At 47.5% G+C, this 18508-nt stretch carries 13 protein-coding genes; 10 read left to right on the top strand and 3 right to left on the bottom strand.

What is annotated here, in order from left to right:
• Positions 1 to 105 precede the first annotated feature (105 nt).
• The 9 genes from P2W70_RS05235 to P2W70_RS05195 all read left to right on the top strand — a co-directional run bounded on the left by P2W70_RS05235 (position 106) and on the right by P2W70_RS05195 (position 11350).
• On the top strand, positions 106 to 2319 hold the full coding sequence (locus P2W70_RS05235; protein ID WP_276480382.1) for a hypothetical protein: 2214 nt from the start codon (positions 106 to 108) through the stop codon (positions 2317 to 2319).
• A 59-nt stretch (positions 2320 to 2378) separates the two neighbouring features.
• A complete protein-coding gene (locus P2W70_RS05230; RefSeq protein ID WP_276480381.1) occupies positions 2379 to 4190 on the top strand; it encodes an ABC transporter ATP-binding protein in 1812 nt (603 codons plus the stop codon).
• 120 nt (positions 4191 to 4310) lie between these two features.
• Entirely contained in the window at positions 4311 to 5402 is a 1092-nt protein-coding gene (atpB, locus tag P2W70_RS05225) for a F0F1 ATP synthase subunit A (protein ID WP_276480380.1), read from the top strand.
• 51 nt (positions 5403 to 5453) lie between these two features.
• A complete protein-coding gene (gene atpE, locus P2W70_RS05220) occupies positions 5454 to 5696 on the top strand; it encodes an ATP synthase F0 subunit C (RefSeq protein ID WP_275824903.1) in 243 nt (80 codons plus the stop codon).
• 95 nt (positions 5697 to 5791) lie between these two features.
• Positions 5792 to 6286 (top strand): F0F1 ATP synthase subunit B, encoded by a 495-nt coding sequence (gene atpF, locus P2W70_RS05215; RefSeq protein WP_276480379.1) that lies wholly within the window; start codon positions 5792 to 5794, stop codon positions 6284 to 6286.
• A 96-nt stretch (positions 6287 to 6382) separates the two neighbouring features.
• Positions 6383 to 6946 carry an ATP synthase F1 subunit delta gene (gene atpH, locus P2W70_RS05210; RefSeq protein ID WP_276480378.1) on the top strand — a complete coding sequence of 188 codons (564 nt, stop codon included), beginning with the start codon at positions 6383 to 6385 and terminating at the stop codon, positions 6944 to 6946.
• Positions 6947 to 7034: 88 nt separating this feature from the next.
• Positions 7035 to 8612 (top strand): F0F1 ATP synthase subunit alpha, encoded by a 1578-nt coding sequence (atpA, locus tag P2W70_RS05205; RefSeq protein ID WP_276480377.1) that lies wholly within the window; start codon positions 7035 to 7037, stop codon positions 8610 to 8612.
• 352 nt (positions 8613 to 8964) lie between these two features.
• Positions 8965 to 9630: a T9SS type A sorting domain-containing protein gene (locus P2W70_RS05200; RefSeq protein ID WP_276480376.1), complete on the top strand. Its 666-nt coding sequence runs from the start codon at positions 8965 to 8967 to the stop codon at positions 9628 to 9630.
• Positions 9631 to 10405: 775 nt separating this feature from the next.
• Complete coding sequence (locus P2W70_RS05195; protein ID WP_276480375.1) at positions 10406 to 11350, top strand: hypothetical protein; 945 nt, start codon at positions 10406 to 10408, stop codon at positions 11348 to 11350.
• Between the two features lie 110 nt (positions 11351 to 11460).
• On the opposite strand, the gene mfd is transcribed toward P2W70_RS05195, so the two are convergent.
• A complete protein-coding gene (gene mfd / locus P2W70_RS05190; protein WP_276480374.1) occupies positions 11461 to 14958 on the bottom strand; it encodes a transcription-repair coupling factor in 3498 nt (1165 codons plus the stop codon).
• Positions 14959 to 15587: 629 nt separating this feature from the next.
• On the opposite strand from mfd, the gene P2W70_RS05185 reads away from it, so the two are divergent.
• Entirely contained in the window at positions 15588 to 16346 is a 759-nt protein-coding gene (locus P2W70_RS05185; protein ID WP_276480373.1) for a ferredoxin--NADP reductase, read from the top strand.
• A 93-nt stretch (positions 16347 to 16439) separates the two neighbouring features.
• Here the strand turns inward: P2W70_RS05185 and P2W70_RS05180 are convergent, their stop codons facing one another.
• Positions 16440 to 16718, bottom strand: a complete 279-nt coding sequence (locus P2W70_RS05180; RefSeq protein ID WP_276480372.1) for a hypothetical protein — start codon at positions 16716 to 16718, stop codon at positions 16440 to 16442.
• A 275-nt stretch (positions 16719 to 16993) separates the two neighbouring features.
• A complete protein-coding gene (locus P2W70_RS05175; RefSeq protein WP_276480371.1) occupies positions 16994 to 18433 on the bottom strand; it encodes a glycine--tRNA ligase in 1440 nt (479 codons plus the stop codon).
• Positions 18434 to 18508 lie beyond the last annotated feature (75 nt).

The raw sequence follows: 18508 nt of genomic DNA, 5'->3' as shown, positions 1-18508 counted from the left end.
GAAATTGTTAACTGATGTTATACCGCAGATGTTGATTTTCTGTTCTATACAACCAATTGGTAGTATTTTTGCTCTTGTAATTGATGCAGATAGCTGAATTTCCTTATGAAACCATATTTACTTTTTTCATCTCTTTTATTGTGTTTATCGGTGGCCGGCCAGGGCCAAACGTCTGCCTACCCGTTTAAGATCGCCATGCAGCGTGTGCTATGGCATGAAAACATTGATAAACAACAAGTAAAGTTATTAGCGAGCACTACCAAAGGGGTGGCTGACGAGACGATCCAGCTGCAGATTACCGACGCTTTGGGCCGGCGGATCGATGAACTCCAGGAAGCCCTGGAATCGGATTCCCTGCTGACCAATATGGCCAAGATCAAGTACCTGCGGAATGTAGAATCCACGCTACAGCAATATGCCACCCATCGCACCCAAAAGGATTTTCCTGCTTCTGCCGCACCGGCATTGATCAAGGGGCTAACGGACTGCATCGCCCTGGACAGAAAAGGAGAGAGCTTCGAATCCATTATAGACGCCAATGAGTATGGCGTCGGTAGGATGCTGGTAGACGGAATGGCTTATTCTACCGATAACCCGGGTATGGCCGCGTCAAAGATTACGTTGATCCGAAAATATATAGGATTACACCCTGACGAGATTCTCCAGGAGTTACGCAAGAATCCGAATGTGCCTTTTGCCGACAGTTTGCTGAAAGTGGCTGCACACCGGGATATCCGTAAGTTTTATGACTACGCACAGGCTAAAGGTACATTGAGTAAGCGTATAGCGAGCCACCCGGATACCTTGGTACGCACGATTGGTCAAATGGCCGGTAGCCGCAACGGCCAACTCTATTTCCCTTTCCTCGATAACTTGATCCGCGGTCGGATCAGCCTCAATGAAATTGATAGCGTCAAGGATAATGATTTCAGCTATTTCAGGCTGCTGGTAAAGACACGTATCGAATATGCGGGACGGCTATTGCCGCCGGTACGCGATACTGCCACCGAGCTGAATGCGCTGACAGAAATGATGGCCCGTAAAGCGAGGCAGCTGTTTGTGCGGGAGATCAATGCGCTGCACGACGTAAATGATCCTAATGTGAGGTTCCGCGCGTTAAACAACCTTACTCCACAGGAGCTATACTATGTAGCGGTGCTGAGTGAAGACGAGATCTATACGTCGAGTTATGTGAGTGGGGTATATCCGCGTATATTTCAGCGAATGAAGAATCCACGGGGCGATAGTTTATTGATGAGTGTGAATGGCGACTATTTCAGGAAGTTCATTAAAATGGCAGCGGGCTACAATACACTCAATAACTTTCTCAGCACTATGGGTAAGGAAGAAGCTGAGACTTTGATGAAAGCTTTTGTGATTGGTCTGGAGCGTAAGAAAGGTGATCGAAGCGATGACCTGGAAGATGCGGTGGATGTAGCCGATTCCTACAGCAGCATCATGGATAAGAACAAAGAGCTGGCTAGTTTTATCCTCAACGAAGTGTCGTGGAATTATGACAAGAATGTGCAGGATAATAACAAGCGTGGGGTGGTTATTTACAAGTTGTTAAAAATACTATTCGAGTCGGCCGATACCACCCGCAAAATGGATTTGTCGACCATGCTGGGCATACCTTCTATTTATGCGCAGGATTACCGATCACTAACGGACGACAGCGGTCGTGTAATACAGCAGGTATTCTTTTACGGAGATGAAGACAAGGATGGTCAGAATTCCTTTGTCAACTTCATGGGTATGTTCAGGGGCCGTGCTGAATGGAAGATAGAAGACAAACCGGAATGGGTGTCTATCCGCTCTGTGAAAGGAAAGCCGGTGTTTATTTACGCCAACAAACCTCTGTACAATCCTAAAGTAGAAGAGGATCTCGATGAGAAGGCACAGTTGAAGCTGATGGAATACCTGGATAAAAAGAACCTGCGTCCCACAGTGGTCGTGCACAGGGGGCATAGTTATCACCTGCCCTATACCTTGAAGAAGCTGGCACCCACGGCGCATATCGTGGTATTGGGTTCCTGTGGTGGCTACAACAACCTCAATGAGGTATTGACCATCTGCCGGGATGCTCATATCATTTCTTCCAAACAGGTGGGTACCAAAACGGTGAATGAGCCGATCCTGGAAGCCATCAATGCGAACCTGGTGGCTGGTCGCAACATCGATTGGATCAATATGTGGAAGGAGTTGGGCGGGAAATTCAAGTCGGGACCAGCCAAGGAAAAGTTTGACGATTATATCCCTCCGTATAAAAATCTTGGTGCCATTTTCATCAAAGCGTACCGCAAGGCTATGGATGAGTAAACAATTCTGTGGCGCGGGTGTAGTATTTCCTATTTGGGCTATCTTTGCCCGCTTCCATTATGTCAGCAAAAGTCTCCAACAAGAAAATATTTGATTTCAGTCTGTTGCGCCGGGTGTTCCGGTTCGCGGCGCCCTATAAAAAGAAATTTTACATCTCTTTGGGGCTGGCGATCCTGCTGGCGATCCTGTCACCTATTCGTCCATGGCTGATCCAGGAAACGATCAACAACTGGGTACCCAAAGGGGCGGCTGCCGAACTGGTGGCCAAGACTAAATTTATCGAGGTCGTGATCTGGATCACCGTCATCCAGGTGGGATTGTTGATCGTGGAAGTCTTTTTCCGGTTCTATTTCTCTTTCCTGACCGCCTGGCTGGGGCAAACGGTGGTGAAAGATCTGCGGGTTAAGGTATACCGGAAGGTACTGGGGTTGAACCTGTCTCAATTTGATACCACGCCCATTGGTACCCTCACCACACGTACTATCAACGACATTGAAGCCATCAACGATATTTTTGCGGAAGGGCTAATTCCTATTATTGCGGATCTCCTGTCCATCATCGCTATCCTGGTATTCATGTTCTGGGTGGACTGGCGGTTGACGCTGATCAGCCTGGCGCCATTCCCGTTCCTGATCATTGCCACCTATTACTTTAAAGAAAGCGTTAATAAGTCATTTATTCGCGTGCGGAATGCCGTTTCCAGCCTGAATGCTTTTGTACAAGAGCATATTACCGGCATGGGCATCGTGCAGGCGTTTGCTGCGGAAGATAAAGAGTTTGCGAAGTTCAGGAATATCAATAAGGAGCACCGCAACGCCAACATCAAAGCCATTTTCGCTTACTCCGTTTTTTTCCCCCTGGTGGAGATCGTGTTGGCGGTAGGCACTGGCCTGATGGTGTGGTGGGCCGCCACCCATGCCTTGAAACTGGAGGGGGTGGAAGCTCAAAGCCTGATCGGCAAAATGATCTCTTTTTATCTCTGTCTCAACCTGTTATTCCGTCCGCTGCGGGTAATTGCCGATAAGTTCAATGTTTTGCAAATGGGGATGGTGGCCAGCGAAAGGGTGTTTAAAGTGCTGGACAATGATGATTATATTAAAACGGAAGGTAGCTATGCACCCACCCAGGTAAAAGGTAAGATCCAGTTTGATCATGTGTCTTTTGCTTATGTGGAAGACAGGTATGTATTGAAGGATATTTCTTTTACAGCCAATCCAGGTGAAACCATTGCGATCGTGGGGCATACCGGCAGTGGTAAGACGTCCATCATCAGCCTGCTCAACCGGCTGTATCATATTCAACAAGGGGCCCTGACCATCGACGATGTAAAGATTGAGGATTATCAGCTTGCCGCGCTTCGAAAAAATATTGGGGTTGTGCTGCAGGACGTTTTCCTGTTTTCTGGTTCTGTCATGGAAAATATTACCCTACGCAATCCTGCAATCAGCCGGGAGCAGGTGGTAGAAGCTGCCAAAATGATTGATATGCATGACTTTATCATGCAACTGCCTGGAGGGTACGATTATAACGTGATGGAGCGGGGTAGTAGTCTTTCGCTGGGACAGCGCCAGTTGCTATCCTTTATCCGGGCACTTTTGTATAACCCTTCTATATTGATCCTCGATGAGGCCACTTCTTCGGTGGATACGGAAAGCGAGCTGTTGATACAACATGCGATCGATAAGTTGATTGCAGGCCGTACTTCCATTGTGATCGCCCATCGCCTCTCTACGATCCGCAAGGCCAGCAAGATCATCGTGTTGGACAAGGGGGAGATCAAAGAGATCGGGAACCATGAAGAGCTAATGAAAAATCAGGGTTTTTACTACAAATTGCACCAAATGCAGTTTGAAAAACAAGGAGTTATCTAGCAAAGGGAGCCCCTTTGCCTACCTCCCGTTTACCATATCCGGTAAATCTTCAAAATACTTCTTAACGACGATGGATTTTGACACCCCATGCTTATCTTTGCGCCAAATTTCAGGAACAGTATGGCTTTCAAACGTTTCAAATCCTTATCAGTAGCGGTTTTCAGCCTTTTTTTAGTGCTTTTTTCCGGGTCAGCGATGGCCAATGAAGGAGAGGGTGCTGAGAAGAAGTTCGACCCAGGTAAGGAGATGTTGGATCACATTGCAGACGCGCACGAGTTTCACTTTTTTACTATTGAGCACGAAGGTGGCCACGATTTTCATGCTACCCTCCCGCTTCCGGTCATCCTGTATTCTCCTCAAAGGGGCTTGAGTGTATTTATGTCTTCCGCTTTCCATCATGGCGAAGAGATCCATGAGGGATACAAACTGGTAGGTCATGATATCATTGCCGTTAAAGAAGACGGTACTGCTGACGAGACTGTTAAGGTGTTCGATTTCTCACTGACCAAGAACGTGGTACAGATGTTCCTGGCTTTGATCGTTCTTTACCTGATCCTGACGAATATCGCCAAGAAATATAAGTCTGGTCAGGGCCTCACCTCTGCTCCCAAAGGTTTGCAGAATGCAGTAGAGCCTGTGATCCTGTTTGTACGGGATGATGTTGCCAAGCCCAACCTGCACGGCAAGGCGGAAAAATACCTGCCTTACCTCCTTACTTTGTTCTTTTTCATTCTGATCAATAACCTGTTTGGTTTGCTGCCAGGCAGTGCCAACGTAACTGGTAATATCGCCTTTACGATGGTATTGGGCATCATTTCGCTGATTGTTATCCTGTTCAGCACCAATGCACATTTCTGGGGGCACATTTTCTGGTATCCTGGTGTTCCCGTAGGTGTTAAATTCCTGATGCTGCCGGTTGAGTTGATGGGTGTTTTCACCAAGCCTTTCGCCCTGATCATTCGTCTGTTTGCGAACATGACAGCTGGTCACATCATCATCCTTAGCTTCGTGAGCCTGATCTTTATCTTCTCCGAAATGACCAAGGTAGCTGGTATCGCATTCACGCCAGTGTCTATCGCTTTCGCGGTGTTCATCTATGTGATCGAAGTACTGGTAGCCTTTATCCAGGCTTACATCTTTACGAACCTGACAGCGGTATTTATCAGCCAGGCGATCGGGGATCATCATTTCGAAGAAGATCCTCACCACTAATCGGTAAATAAAATTCTTTATTAATAATAAACAATCAGAATCATGGATTTAATGAACATCATGTTGGAAGTTTCTGGTAGCTGGTCACACTTCGGTGGAGCTGTTGGTGCTGGTCTCGCTGCAATCGGTGCAGGTATCGGTATCGGCCAGATCGGTAAAGGCGCTACTGAGGCTATTGCCCGTCAGCCAGAAGCTGCAAACGACATCCGTGGTGGTATGATCCTGACAGCTGCCTTCGTAGAAGGTGTTGCGCTGTTCGCAGTAATCGCTGGTCTGCTGGCGGTTCTGAGCTAGTCGTATCTCACAAACCTTAGTACTGCACCTGAAGCACAGGGCGGAGGGTGCAGTTACTTTCAACCACTGAATTAAAGCTTTATAATATTTTTTCTATGAGTTTGTTAACTCCTCATCTTGGTTTTTTTGTCTGGACGCTGATTGCCTTTATTGTTCTCTTATTGTTATTGAAGAAGTTTGCCTGGACTCCCATCCTGAAATCTTTGAAGGATCGTGAAACAGGTATCGCAGAGTCGCTCGCTTCTGCTGAAAAAGTAAAAGCTGAAATGGCTCAATTGAAGAATGAAAATGAAGCCCTGCTGGCCAAGGCACGTGAAGAAAGAGCGCAGCTCCTGAAAGAAGCTCGCGACACCAAAGACCGGATCATCAACGAAGCCAAAGAACAGGCTAAGGTAGAAGCGAATAAGATCATTACTGAAGCACAAGCTGCCATCCAGAACCAGAAGATGGCTGCCATTACCGAAGTGAAGAACCAGGTTGGTGCATTGGTGATCGAAGTTGCCGAGAAAGTACTGCGCCGCGAGCTGGCTGGTAAAGGCGAACAGGAGTCCTTTATCAAACAACTGACGAACGAAGTAAAGTTGAACTAATTGGATAGTTTGAAAATGAGCTGATTTGAACACGATCAGCCGGATTAGTACAGATATTATCAAGTTTTCAAATTACCCAATTCTCAAATTAATAAGATGCTTAATCCACGGTTAGCAGGCAGGTACGCCAAGAGTTTGATTGATCTGGCTATCGAGCGCAATCAACTGGAAGTTATATATAATGATATGCTGTTGCTGCAGGCTATTTGCAAGAGCAGCCGCGAGTTCGTGACTTTGCTCAAAAGCCCGGTTGTTTCTGCCGATAAGAAAGAAGCTATTCTGAAAGCACTGACAGCAGGTAAGGTAAGCGAGATCACTACTGCGTTCAATAATTTGCTGGTCAATAAAGGCCGTGAAGCTGGTTTGCCTGAGATCATCACTGCTTTCATCGAGCAATACAAGAAATACAAAGGAGTTCATGTGGTGAAGCTGACTACCGCTGCACCGGTTGGTGAGGATGTCAAGCAACTGATGATCGCCAAGATCCAGGAGCAAACAGCTATCAAGAATATCGAACTGGAAACTGCCGTGAAGGAAGAACTGATCGGTGGTTTTGTACTGGAGCTGGGAGATACCCTGGTAGACGGTAGCATCGCTTACGATCTGAACAAGATCAAAGCGCAGTTCATGAACAATGACTTTATCTATAAGATAAGATAGTAGGTGTGGCCGCGGAAAGCCGCCGGTCAACTTTAAACCTGACAGACGACGCAAACAAAAACAAACAAAAAACTATAAACAGTTAGATATGGTAGACATTAAGCCTGATGAAATATCAGCGATATTACGCCAGCAGCTGAGCAACTTCAATGCGGCAGCCGATCTCGAAGAGGTTGGTACCGTACTGCAAGTGGGCGATGGTATTGCCCGTGTTTACGGGTTGAACAATGTAAGTTCTGGTGAACTGGTGGAGTTCGAGAACGGTGTTCGTGCAATTGCCCTTAACCTGGAAGAAGACAACGTGGGTGTGGTATTGATGGGTGAGAGCGGAAATATCAAGGAAGGCGCGAAAGTGCGTCGTACTGGTAAGATCGCCTCTATCAATGTAGGTGAAGGCATGCTGGGTCGCGTGGTAAACACATTGGGTGAGCCTATCGACGGTAAAGGTCCTCTCGCTGGCGAAAAGTATGAGATGCCCCTGGAGCGTAAAGCGCCTGGTGTAATCTTCCGTGAGCCGGTAAAAGAGCCCCTCCAAACCGGTCTGAAAGCGATCGACGCTATGATTCCCGTAGGTCGTGGTCAGCGTGAGTTGATCATCGGTGACCGTCAAACTGGTAAGACCGCTATCGCGATCGATACCATCATCAACCAAAAAGAGTTCTTCGAAGCTGGCAAGCCAGTTTATTGTATATATGTTGCGATCGGCCAGAAAGCATCTACCATTGCTGGTGTGATGAAGACTCTGGAAGACGCTGGTGCTATGGCTTTCACCACCATCGTAGCGGCTTCTGCTTCTGATCCTGCTCCTTTGCAGTTCTACGCGCCTTTCGCGGGTGCTGCCATCGGAGAGTTCTTCCGTGATACCGGTCGTCCTGCCCTGATCATTTATGATGATCTGTCCAAGCAAGCAGTGGCTTACCGTGAGGTGTCGCTGCTGCTGCGTCGCCCCCCAGGCCGTGAGGCTTATCCTGGTGACGTATTCTATCTGCACAGCCGTCTCCTCGAGCGTGCTGCCAAGGTTATCAATGACGACAGCGTAGCCAAGAACATGAACGACCTTCCTGAGTCTATCAGGCACCTGGTAAAAGGTGGTGGTTCATTGACGGCGCTCCCCATCATCGAAACACAGGCTGGTGACGTATCTGCATATATCCCAACCAACGTAATCTCGATCACCGACGGTCAGATCTTCCTGGAAGGTAACCTCTTCAACAGTGGTATCCGTCCGGCGATCAACGTAGGTATCTCTGTAAGCCGCGTAGGTGGTAACGCACAGATCAAGTCGATGAAGAAAGTAGCAGGTACCCTGAAACTCGATCAGGCCCTCTACCGTGAAATGGAAGCCTTCTCTAAGTTCGGTGGTGACCTCGATGCTGCTACCAAGCTGGTACTTGACAAGGGTGCCCGTAACGTGGAGATCCTGAAACAGCCTCAGTACACGCCATTCGCAGTAGAAAAACAAGTAGCGATCATCTACCTCGGTACGCAAGGTTTGCTGCGTGAAGTAGCCGTTAAGCGTGTCAGAGAGTTTGAAGACCACTTCCTGATGGAGATGGAGAACAAGCTGCCTGATGTATTGGCTCAGTTCAAGAAAGGCAATCTGCCAGAAGATGGCGTTAAGAAAATGGTTGAGCTCGCTAAGTCAATCATGCCTCAGTATAAGTAATCAATTTATTACTATAGAAAAGTCCCTTCGTGTTTTTACGAAGGGACTTTTTTTGTTATTGTAAATCAATGCGCAAGCATTTATTGCTCGATATAAGTCAAAAAAAATTAGCCTCGCCTATTGCATCTGTCAAATTTTGTTTCAATCTTTGACTCACGATCAACAACAACGATCTCCCTCCAATTCCCATCATAACCGTACCCAATCTCCCAGTTAAACCGTACCTGAATCACTTATTTTATTGCAGCGTTGTAAGCTGACAGTTATATCCCCCAATACTTACGAAAAAGACCGGTTCGTTTCCAAGCTCCTGTGGACATTACATAGTTTATCCGTCCCTAATAAATAAGTTATGAAAACGTACCACTATCTCTCTGCCGACCAACAACCCATTATTCTACAACATATTTTCAGGTGGATATTGTTGCCCCTGATGTTCATAGTCTCCGCGCTGTCCGGCGTTGCACAGCAAGGAAAATCAAGTGCTGGTAAGAAAGTAGTATTGAACTGGTCTACTTCGGTAGATGATCAGTACAGTCATTTTGTGATCGAACGCAGCCTGGATAATACAGCCTTTAGTGAAGTGGGTTATTTGTTTACAGGAGAAGATGAATCTACTGGCTTCAAGAAAAGCTATAGCTTTTCCGACGACGTGAAGAATGTCCCTAAAGGATTTGTTTATTATCGTATCAATATGGTTGATATGAAAGGTAAGGTGCAGAAATCGATTAAGCATACAGTATATACTGTAGACCACAAAGCTACACCGGTTGTGAAAGTATCGCCCAATCCGGTTGTAAGTGACTTAAAGGTTTCGCTACCTGCAGAATGGAAGGGGAAGTTTGTTTCGCTGGAAGTGATCAATAACCTCAATGGTCAGCCCGTGAGGACCGAACTCAGACAAGAGGCTGCGCTGAACGAAACGCTGGCACTCAACGATCTTGCTGAAGGCATTTATATCCTCCGTGTATCAAATGGCACAGATACGATCATCCAACGGATCATTAAGTCTAAATAAGATATTCACCGATTTTTAAAGGGTACGATCAACAAACGCCGTCCCGATTCCTCGGGATGGCCCTTTCTGAAGCTTTAACAGCAATTTTTATCACCGACAATAGGGTTATGAGAGATTGGATTGTCTTACTGAAAGTGGTGATGGCATTAAAGACCCGGCGGGCAAGGAAAGGCAGTACCTGGTAACAAAGGATCATTAGTATATCAAGATATTATAAGAGTTTATTTTAAAGGGTACGATCAACAAACGCCGTCCCGATTCTTCGGGATGGCTCTTCTAAAACGCCGTGATGATACATTCCGGCAACTTACCCAAACCAACTGCTTATCAACTTATTGAAGAATTTTTAAAGGGTACGATCAACAAACGCCGTCCCGATTCCTCGGGATGGCTCTTTTAAAACTGCGCAATTGGTAACAGCTGCAGTGATTAAACCCCGGAAGTTCTTTATCAAAGCATTCAAGTTTTTTAAAGGGTACGATCAACAAACGCCGTCCCGATTCCTCGGGATGGCTCTTTTCAAAAACTGCACAACACGTACCAGGTTGCAGTCGACAGACCCGATAAACTACTTATTACCGCATTCATGATTTTTTAAAGGGTACGATCAACAAACGGCCAGGCTTTTCTAAGCCAGGCCTTTATTTTTTAAGGGTATGGAAGGATGGTTGGAACGGCGCGCGAAATAACCTGGTGTATGCTTATAGCGGCGCTTGGCAGTTCACGATGGAAAACTGTTCATTAACTCGGCGGGATCGGCTAAGTTTGCAGTACTATGCGCAGAATGATGTATACCCTTTGGGCACTTTGTTTGTTTTTGCAGGTTGCTACGATTGCTGAAGCTCAATTGTCCCCTTCACAACGAGTACCATTGGTGGGTGAAAAGGTCGATCTCAATGCTTTGGTACATGTGCAGCATGGAAAACCTGCTTATTGGAGCGCTCAATTTTCGGCAGACGGCTCGCTTACAAACCAACTGGATTCATTGCAGCGGATTGGCTTCGCCAATCTGGACCTGCGTGGCAAAACCACTTATGCGATCATCGTGTTGAAGACAGGTGATAAGGCAGCAGCAGTGCAGCAATTGGAAGCCTTGTATACACTACATCCCGACGACTATGCGATCGCGGCTCATCTTGCCTGGGGGTACGAGTTTACCGGTAAAATTGATAAAGCACTGGAAACGGTGCGTAAAGCACAGGCCATCACACGGCAGGGTAACTATGGTTCCGATTGGATTCAGGAACGAATACTCGAAGAAAAGTTAGGTAAGCAACAGTTTGATAAAGTCATCAACCTTGGTTTCAAGGACTATGGTCAGTGGGTCATCGATAAACAATATGTCTTTGTGCGTAATCCAGATTCGCTGAAGGTACAGATTGCCTATCAGTTGCATGAACGAACCGGTTATATGTCGCCACCTGATCAGGTGGTTGGCCAACTGGCACTCGATTTTGCCGACATCGTAGCGAAGACAGATTCCAGAGGGGAAGCCATTCCATTTTATGATTATGCAGCCTTGTATGAGCCCTCTTTAAAAAAGACCGTAGATGCCCGTCACGAAGCGATTAAAGCCGAGCAGCAAGAAGTGCAGGGTACTTTCCGTTGGGCAAGTGTAGTATGGGCCATTCCTTTATTGGCCTTCTTCGCCATTCTCTTTTCATGGCTAAGGGTCATGCGCAAGCAGAAGAAAGAAGCTGGCCGCCAGGTAGACCGATAGGCACTGCTTTGGCAGCTCGCTGCCATGCGGATACTCCTTATAACGAATAAAGTGGCCTGGGATTTTTGCGCTAATTTACCTGATTCCCTTTTAATGAATAGGAAACCACATTATGCTTTGGTGGGGAAGCCTGCTTCCGTTGCGCTCTTTACAAAGTTGCGCATGCGGCTGAGGAATTGTGTAAGTACCTGCATGTCTTTGATGTTTTCCGCTACCAACAAGAAGTTTTTGCCGGTTTGCTTCAGTTTCGCATTGTTGGTATGCTTCTGAATATAAGTGAGTATCTCGCGGAAGGTATCCGACTCGAAATAGGGAGAGTCATTTTTGTTGATGAAGAAACACTTCAATGTTTCGTCCCGTAGCAACATCTTTTCAAAACCAAGTTCTACCGCCAGTTTACGACTACGCACGGTGTCGAACAGGTCTTCTACCTGCTTGGGGATGGGGCCAAAACGGTCGGCCAGTTCGCGGGAGAATTCCTGCAGAGAAGCTTCGTCTTCGCAATTGTCGAGACGCGTGTATAGCGTTAGCCTTTCCGTGATGCTTTCTACATAGCTGTCGGGTATCAGGATCTCCAGGTCCGTATCGATGGTACAATCCTGTACAAAGTCTTCCTGTTTAGAGATCTCCTCTTTGAACAGCGCACGGAATTCGGTACGCTTCAATTCTTTGATGGCCTCGTCGAGGATCTTCTGGTACATCTCGAAACCGATCTCAGCCATAAAACCACTTTGTTCGCCGCCCAGCATATTACCGGCACCGCGGATATCGAGGTCGCGCATGGCGATCTGGAAACCACTACCCAGTTCACTGTGCTGCTCCAGGGTTTGCAGGCGCTTACGCGAGTCGGTGGGCAGGGTACTCATCGGTGGGGCCATCAGGTAACAGAAGGCTTTTTTATTACTTCTGCCTACACGGCCGCGCAGCTGGTGCAGATCGCTAAGGCCAAACTGGTGTGCGTTGTTAACGATGATCGTATTGACGTTTGGAATGTCCACACCGCTTTCCACGATATTGGTACATACCAGCACGTCATATTTCTTGTCGATGAAATCAAGGATACGTTCTTCGAGGATATGACCTTCCATTTGTCCGTGCGCAGTGCCAATGCTCAAGTCGGGACAAAGTCCCTGAATAAGTCCGGCCATTTCACCCAGTCCCATCACCCGGTTGTGGATGAAGAATACCTGACCGCCACGTTCTGTTTCGAAGTAGATGGAGTCGCGGATCATGTCTTCGTTAAACACCGCTACTTCAGTCTGGATGGGCTGCCGGTTAGGAGGTGGCGTATTGATGATACTGAGGTCACGGGCGCCCATCAAGCTGAACTGAAGGGTGCGCGGAATGGGCGTAGCCGTCAGCGTAAGACAGTCCACGTTGGTGCGGAGTGTCTTGATCTTTTCCTTGTGCGCAACGCCAAACTTTTGCTCTTCATCGATGACCAACAGTCCCAGGTCTTTGAATTTAACTTCTTTACCGAGTATGCCGTGGGTGCCGATCAGGATATCGATCTTGCCTTCTTCCAGGCGTTTCATCGTTTCTTTCTTCTCTTTCGACGACTTGAAGCGGTTGATATAGTCAACGGTTACCGGGAAGTCCTTCAACCGTTCTTTGAATGTTTTATAATGCTGGAAGGCCAGGATGGTCGTGGGAACCAATACGGCAGCCTGTTTGCCATCGCAGCAGGTCTTGAAGGCTGCTCGGACGGCTACTTCCGTCTTACCGAATCCTACGTCACCACACACCAGGCGGTCCATGGGAGAAGGTTGTTCCATGTCTTTCTTCACATCGGCAGAAGCCTTGCTTTGGTCGGGCGTGTCTTCGTATATGAACGATGCCTCCAGCTCGGTCTGCATGTAGTTGTCGGGCGAATGCTGGAAGCCCTGTTGTGCTTTCCGTTGTGCGTAGAGTTTGATCAGGTCGAAGGCGATTAACTTGACCTTGACTTTGGTTTTTTCCTTCAGTTTGCTCCAGGCGTCACTGCCCAGCTTATTAACCTTGGGTACGGTGCCTTCTTTGCCCGTGTACTTGGATATCTTGTGCAGTGAGTTGATGTTCACATACAGGATATCGCTGTCTTTATAGAGAATGCGTACCGCCTCCTGCATTTTGCCATTCACTTCCAATTTCTGCAAGCCGCTGAAAGTCCCCACACCATGATCGATGTGTGTGACGTAGTCGCCGGGTTGCAGTTCACGAAGTGTACGCAGCGTAAGGGCCTTGTTCTTGTTGTAGGCCTGCTTCACCTTGTACTTATGGTAACGCTGGAAGATCTGGTGATCGGTATAGCAAACGACTTTAGAGTCTTCGTCGATAAAGCCCTGGTGAATGGAAGTAGGTACAGGGGTAAACTGTATCTCTGCTTTCAGGTCTTCGAAGATGCTGTTGAGCCTTTCGAGCTGTCGCGGGTTTTCGGCGAAGAGGTACAGGCTGAATCCTTTGCCCAGCCACTGCTTCAGGTCGCGGATCAACATGTCGAACTGGCGGTTGAAGGCCGGCTGATCTTTGGTGTTGAACACGATGGTGTGCGCCTCGCCCCCGGTAAAGAAAGGGAAGGAGCCTTCATGCCCAAACTCGACGATATGTCTTTGCTGTAATTGTAGTTCAAGCATGTCGGCCGGCACAAAATCGTCAGGCTTCACGCTGGCTTTCACCAGCCGGGTCTCGTCTTCATCCCATTCCTTTTCTCGTGCTGCGCGGGCTTCCCGGCTTTTGGGATTGGCAGCCAGGCTGGCGGCTGTTTCCTGTTCCAGGTTGATGAACATCCCGAGGTCTTCTTCCTGGGTAATGATCTTTTCTTTGGTCAGGGCCCAATCCTGTATCCACACCACGGTATTGTCGGGGAGGAAGTCGAAGAGAGAGGTCTTCTCATCGCTGTCGAACTGGGTTTCCACATTGGGAATGATGGTGACCTGCAGCAGCTTGCGTTCGCTGAGCTGGGTTTCCGGATCGAAGATGCGGATGGAGTCTACATCATTACCAAAAAGCTCTACCCGGTAAGGCTTTTCGTTGCCAAAAGAGTAAATGTCGAGGATACCACCGCGCAGGGCGAACTGGCCGGGCTCGTACACGAAGTCGGTACGCTGGAAGCCATAACTCACCATCTGCTCCAAAAGCCCGTCGACGTTGATGCTGTCGCCGGTCTTGAGGTAAATGATATTGCCAGACAGGGAGTCGGGTAATACGACTTTCTCAAACAGCGCTTCGGGGTAGGTGACCAATAATCCGGTGCGGTTGCCTTTGCCGGCAGCCTGGGCCGCAAAGCGGGTGAGCGCTTCGGTGCGCAACATCACGTGCGAAGAGTTGAGCAGCTTGAAATTCTTCCTGTTTTTGAACGATGAGGGGAAGAAGTATACATTCAGTGCATTGGTGAGGTTCTCCAGGGTATTCTGCAGATAGGCTGCAGATTCGGAGTCCTCGCAGATCACGACGTGGTTGAGCTGACTATTGGCCGGATGCTGAAAAATGGTGCTGATCACGAAGGCGGCGGAGCTGCCGCGGAGGTGGCTGCAGTAAATGTGTTGCGGTTGGGAATAAGAAAGCCTGTCCGCCAATTGAAAAAGGCGGGGGTTATTCTTGTAGGTATCCAGCAACGTCTGCAGATTCATATCAACGGGCGCAAAGATACAAAAAAGCGGGGAGTGGGAGCGTTGTGGTTCGTTACGGGTATGCTAAAACATTTTAGCATTGATTGCCGTCAAGTAGTCTGAAAGACTAAGGTTTCTCCTTGATAATCAGAAATTTATTAATACACGGAAGTGGAAATAAAAGTGGGCTGAAAAAGTTTGTCGGATGGAAAAATGGGCTACTTTAGCACCCGACTCGATTGCTTGCCATTAAGGCATACAGGAGCAGCAGCGCTGCTCCTTTTTTTATGGATAACCGCCCCGCAGCGGGAGTTGGATAACGGCCGCCAAACATGGGATCGTTATGGATAACCTTCCTGCAGCGTAAAATTGAAAACGGACCGAAACCAATGGATCAGTGGATAAACGCCCAACCAATGGATCGGTATCGATAGCCGCCCCAAACCAAGGCATCAGCCATTTAAAGCCCTCCCTTGCCAGCCGCACCGTTGTAAGTCGCCTGGCCTATAATCGCAAACTACCGCTACCTACCCGTCCATGCTTCCGTTCGCATCAAAGCCATTCATTTCAAAGGGAATATGGGCCGTTTCGCCGGAATGGCCAATGGGGCTGCACCCGAAATTTCGTATATTTAAGTAAACACAGACCCAATGTTGCAGCCCTGGCGAACTGGTAAGGTGATACGCATTACCGACGAAACGCCCAGTACTAAACGGTTCTGGATACAGGTTCCGGAATTGGCGTCTTTTGATTTTACGCCAGGCCAGTTTGTGACGTTAGATCTTCCCATACACGAGAAGCCCAATAAGCGCTGGCGTAGCTATTCCATCGCCTCCTGGCCCGATAGCTCCAATGTATTTGAGCTGGTGATCGTACTACTCGATGGTGGAGCTGGTACACATTACCTGTTTCATGAAATTAAAGAAGGTTCTGAGCTAACCCTCCGTGGGCCACAAGGCGTATTTGTATTGCCGGAACTGGTAGACCGTGACCTGTTCTTCATTTGTACAGGTACAGGCATTGCGCCTTTTCGATCTATGTGCCACCACATACTCAATCACGGGGTACCCCATCAATCTATCTATTTGTTGTTTGGCTGTCGATTGTTTAAAGATGCCTTGTATGCCGATGAGCTGAGGGCGCTGGAATCGAAAGTCACCAGCTTGAGGTACATTCCAACCTACTCACGGGAAGCACCGGGCGACTATCATACTGGTTATGTGCACAGCCTGTATGAACAGATCTGTAAGGAGAATAGAATTCCTGCACCGGATAATTCCAGCGAGTGGCTGCCGAAGCCTGCTTATTTTTTCCTATGTGGTTGGAAGGATATGATCGACGAGGCCCGCCAACGGATACAAAACCTGGGGTATGATCGAAAAATGATCCACCAGGAACTATACGGTTAGTAGCTGTCTCTACGATTGGATTTTAGGGTTGGCAACAAATATTCATCTAATAGGAAAGATGAAGGGGGACTAGTTGCCGGCGAAGCAGTGGAATTAGTGCTGATTGCCGCTTTTACGCTTACTGCTGTCGTCTTTGGAAGTGATGGATATAACAGGAATGTGGTGTTCTTTCAGTTTTTGCTCAAGAAGCGCTTTTTCTTTCTGCAAGTCGAGGATATCAGCATGGTTGCTCAACATCTCATTCTCCAACTCAAGAACCTTTGTTTTCATTTTTTTCAACTGACCTTTCCGGGTGAGAAAGCCAGCTACAAATGCGAATAGTATCAAGCCGCCAAACAAGAATACATTCACAGGAATTACGATTGCAAGCATATACAGCTTTTTAAAGTAAAGAACCGGTTTACGAAACAGCAGTCCTTTATAGGGGTTTCTACCTTTGTGACACGGTCAAAATACTTGATCAATGTCAATACGGCAGTTATCCTATAACGGATAGCTCATGGAAATATTATAAGCTACTAAATCAAATAGAGCCTAACTGGGAAGTTTGGTTTTCAAAAGGACACATTGTTCGCTTTCAAAAAGGAGAGAGGTTTTATCAGGAATTTGATCTACCTGAGTCGATTACGCAAGTGACAAATTTAGAATTAAATAATCTGTTTTTGAACAATTTCCAATATTTTATTTATCGGAATGCGTTCCTGCTGCATGGTATCGCGATACCTGATTGTCACCGTATTATCTTCCTTGGTTTGGTGGTCGACGGTTACGCAGAAAGGGGTCCCAATAGCATCCATGCGACGGTAGCGTTTACCGATGGCGTCTTTTTCTTCGTAGAAGCAATAAAAGCTTGATTTGCAATCGTTCATGATCTGCCGACCAATTTCTGGCAAGCCATCTTTTTTCGTTAATGGTAAAATGGCCAGCTTGATGGGGGCCAGTTTGGGCGGAAATTTCAGTACCACCCGGCTATCCTGTTTTTCAGGTGTACTCAGGTCTTCTTCCACATAGGCTTCGCTGAGGATCAGCAATACCGTTCTATCGAGACCAATAGAGGTTTCGATCACATACGGCACATAGTTCTGATTGATCTCAGCATCAAAGTATTGCATTTTCTTTTTGCTATAGGTCTGATGCTGGGTAAGGTCAAAATCGCCGCGTGAGTGAATACCTTCTACTTCCTTGAAGCCAATGGGAAATTCGTACTCGATATCACAAGCCGCTTTGGCATAATGGGCCAGCTTTACGTGGTCGTGGTAACGGTATCTTTCCGGTGAAATACCCAGGCTCAGGTGCCATTTCAGACGCTCTGCTTTCCAGTACTCATACCATTGGTCTTCTGTGCCAGGGCGAATAAAGAATTGCATCTCCATCTGTTCGAATTCGCGCATACGAAATACGAACTGGCGGGCAACGATCTCGTTTCTAAAGGCCTTACCGATCTGGGCAATACCAAAAGGTATCTTCATCCGGCCGGTCTTCTGCACATTGAGGAAGTTGACGAAGATACCCTGGGCCGTTTCCGGGCGCAGGTAGATCTCGCTGGCTTCGTCGGCTACGCTACCCAGCTGGGTAGAGAACATCAAGTTGAACTGACGTACGTCGGTCCAGTTGGACGTGCCGCTGACCGTACATTTTATCTTGTTGTCTTCGATTAAGGTTTTGAGACCAGCCAGGTCGTCTTTTCCCAGCAAAGCTTCCATCGTTGCGAGCAGTGCATCTGCTTCTGCTTTTTTGCCTTCTTTTTCCAGGATGTCGGCATGGGCTTCGATCAGGTGGTCGACCCGGTAGCGTTTGTTGCTGTCCTTGTTGTCGATCATGGGATCGCTGAAATTGTCCACGTGACCACTGGCTTTCCAGGTAGTGGGGTGCATGAAGATAGCAGCATCGATACCGACGATGTTCTCGTGCATTTGGGTCATGCTCTTCCACCAGTAATCGCGGATGTTCTTTTTCAGTTCACTGCCCCATTGGCCGTAATCGTAAACTGCTGCTAACCCATCATAGATCTCACTGGATTGGAAAATGAAACCGTATTCTTTGCAATGCGAGACGATCGCCTGAAACTTATTATCGTTTGTTGCCATAGCGGGCAAAGATAAGACGGGCTAATATTATCTATCTCAATAGAATGAAAAAATAGTACGCATATAATTTTTGCC

The sequence above is a fragment of the Paraflavitalea pollutisoli genome, assembly GCF_029360705.1.
Lineage (GTDB): Bacteria > Bacteroidota > Bacteroidia > Chitinophagales > Chitinophagaceae > Paraflavitalea > Paraflavitalea pollutisoli.
This window is presented reverse-complemented; position numbering and strand designations above follow the sequence as displayed.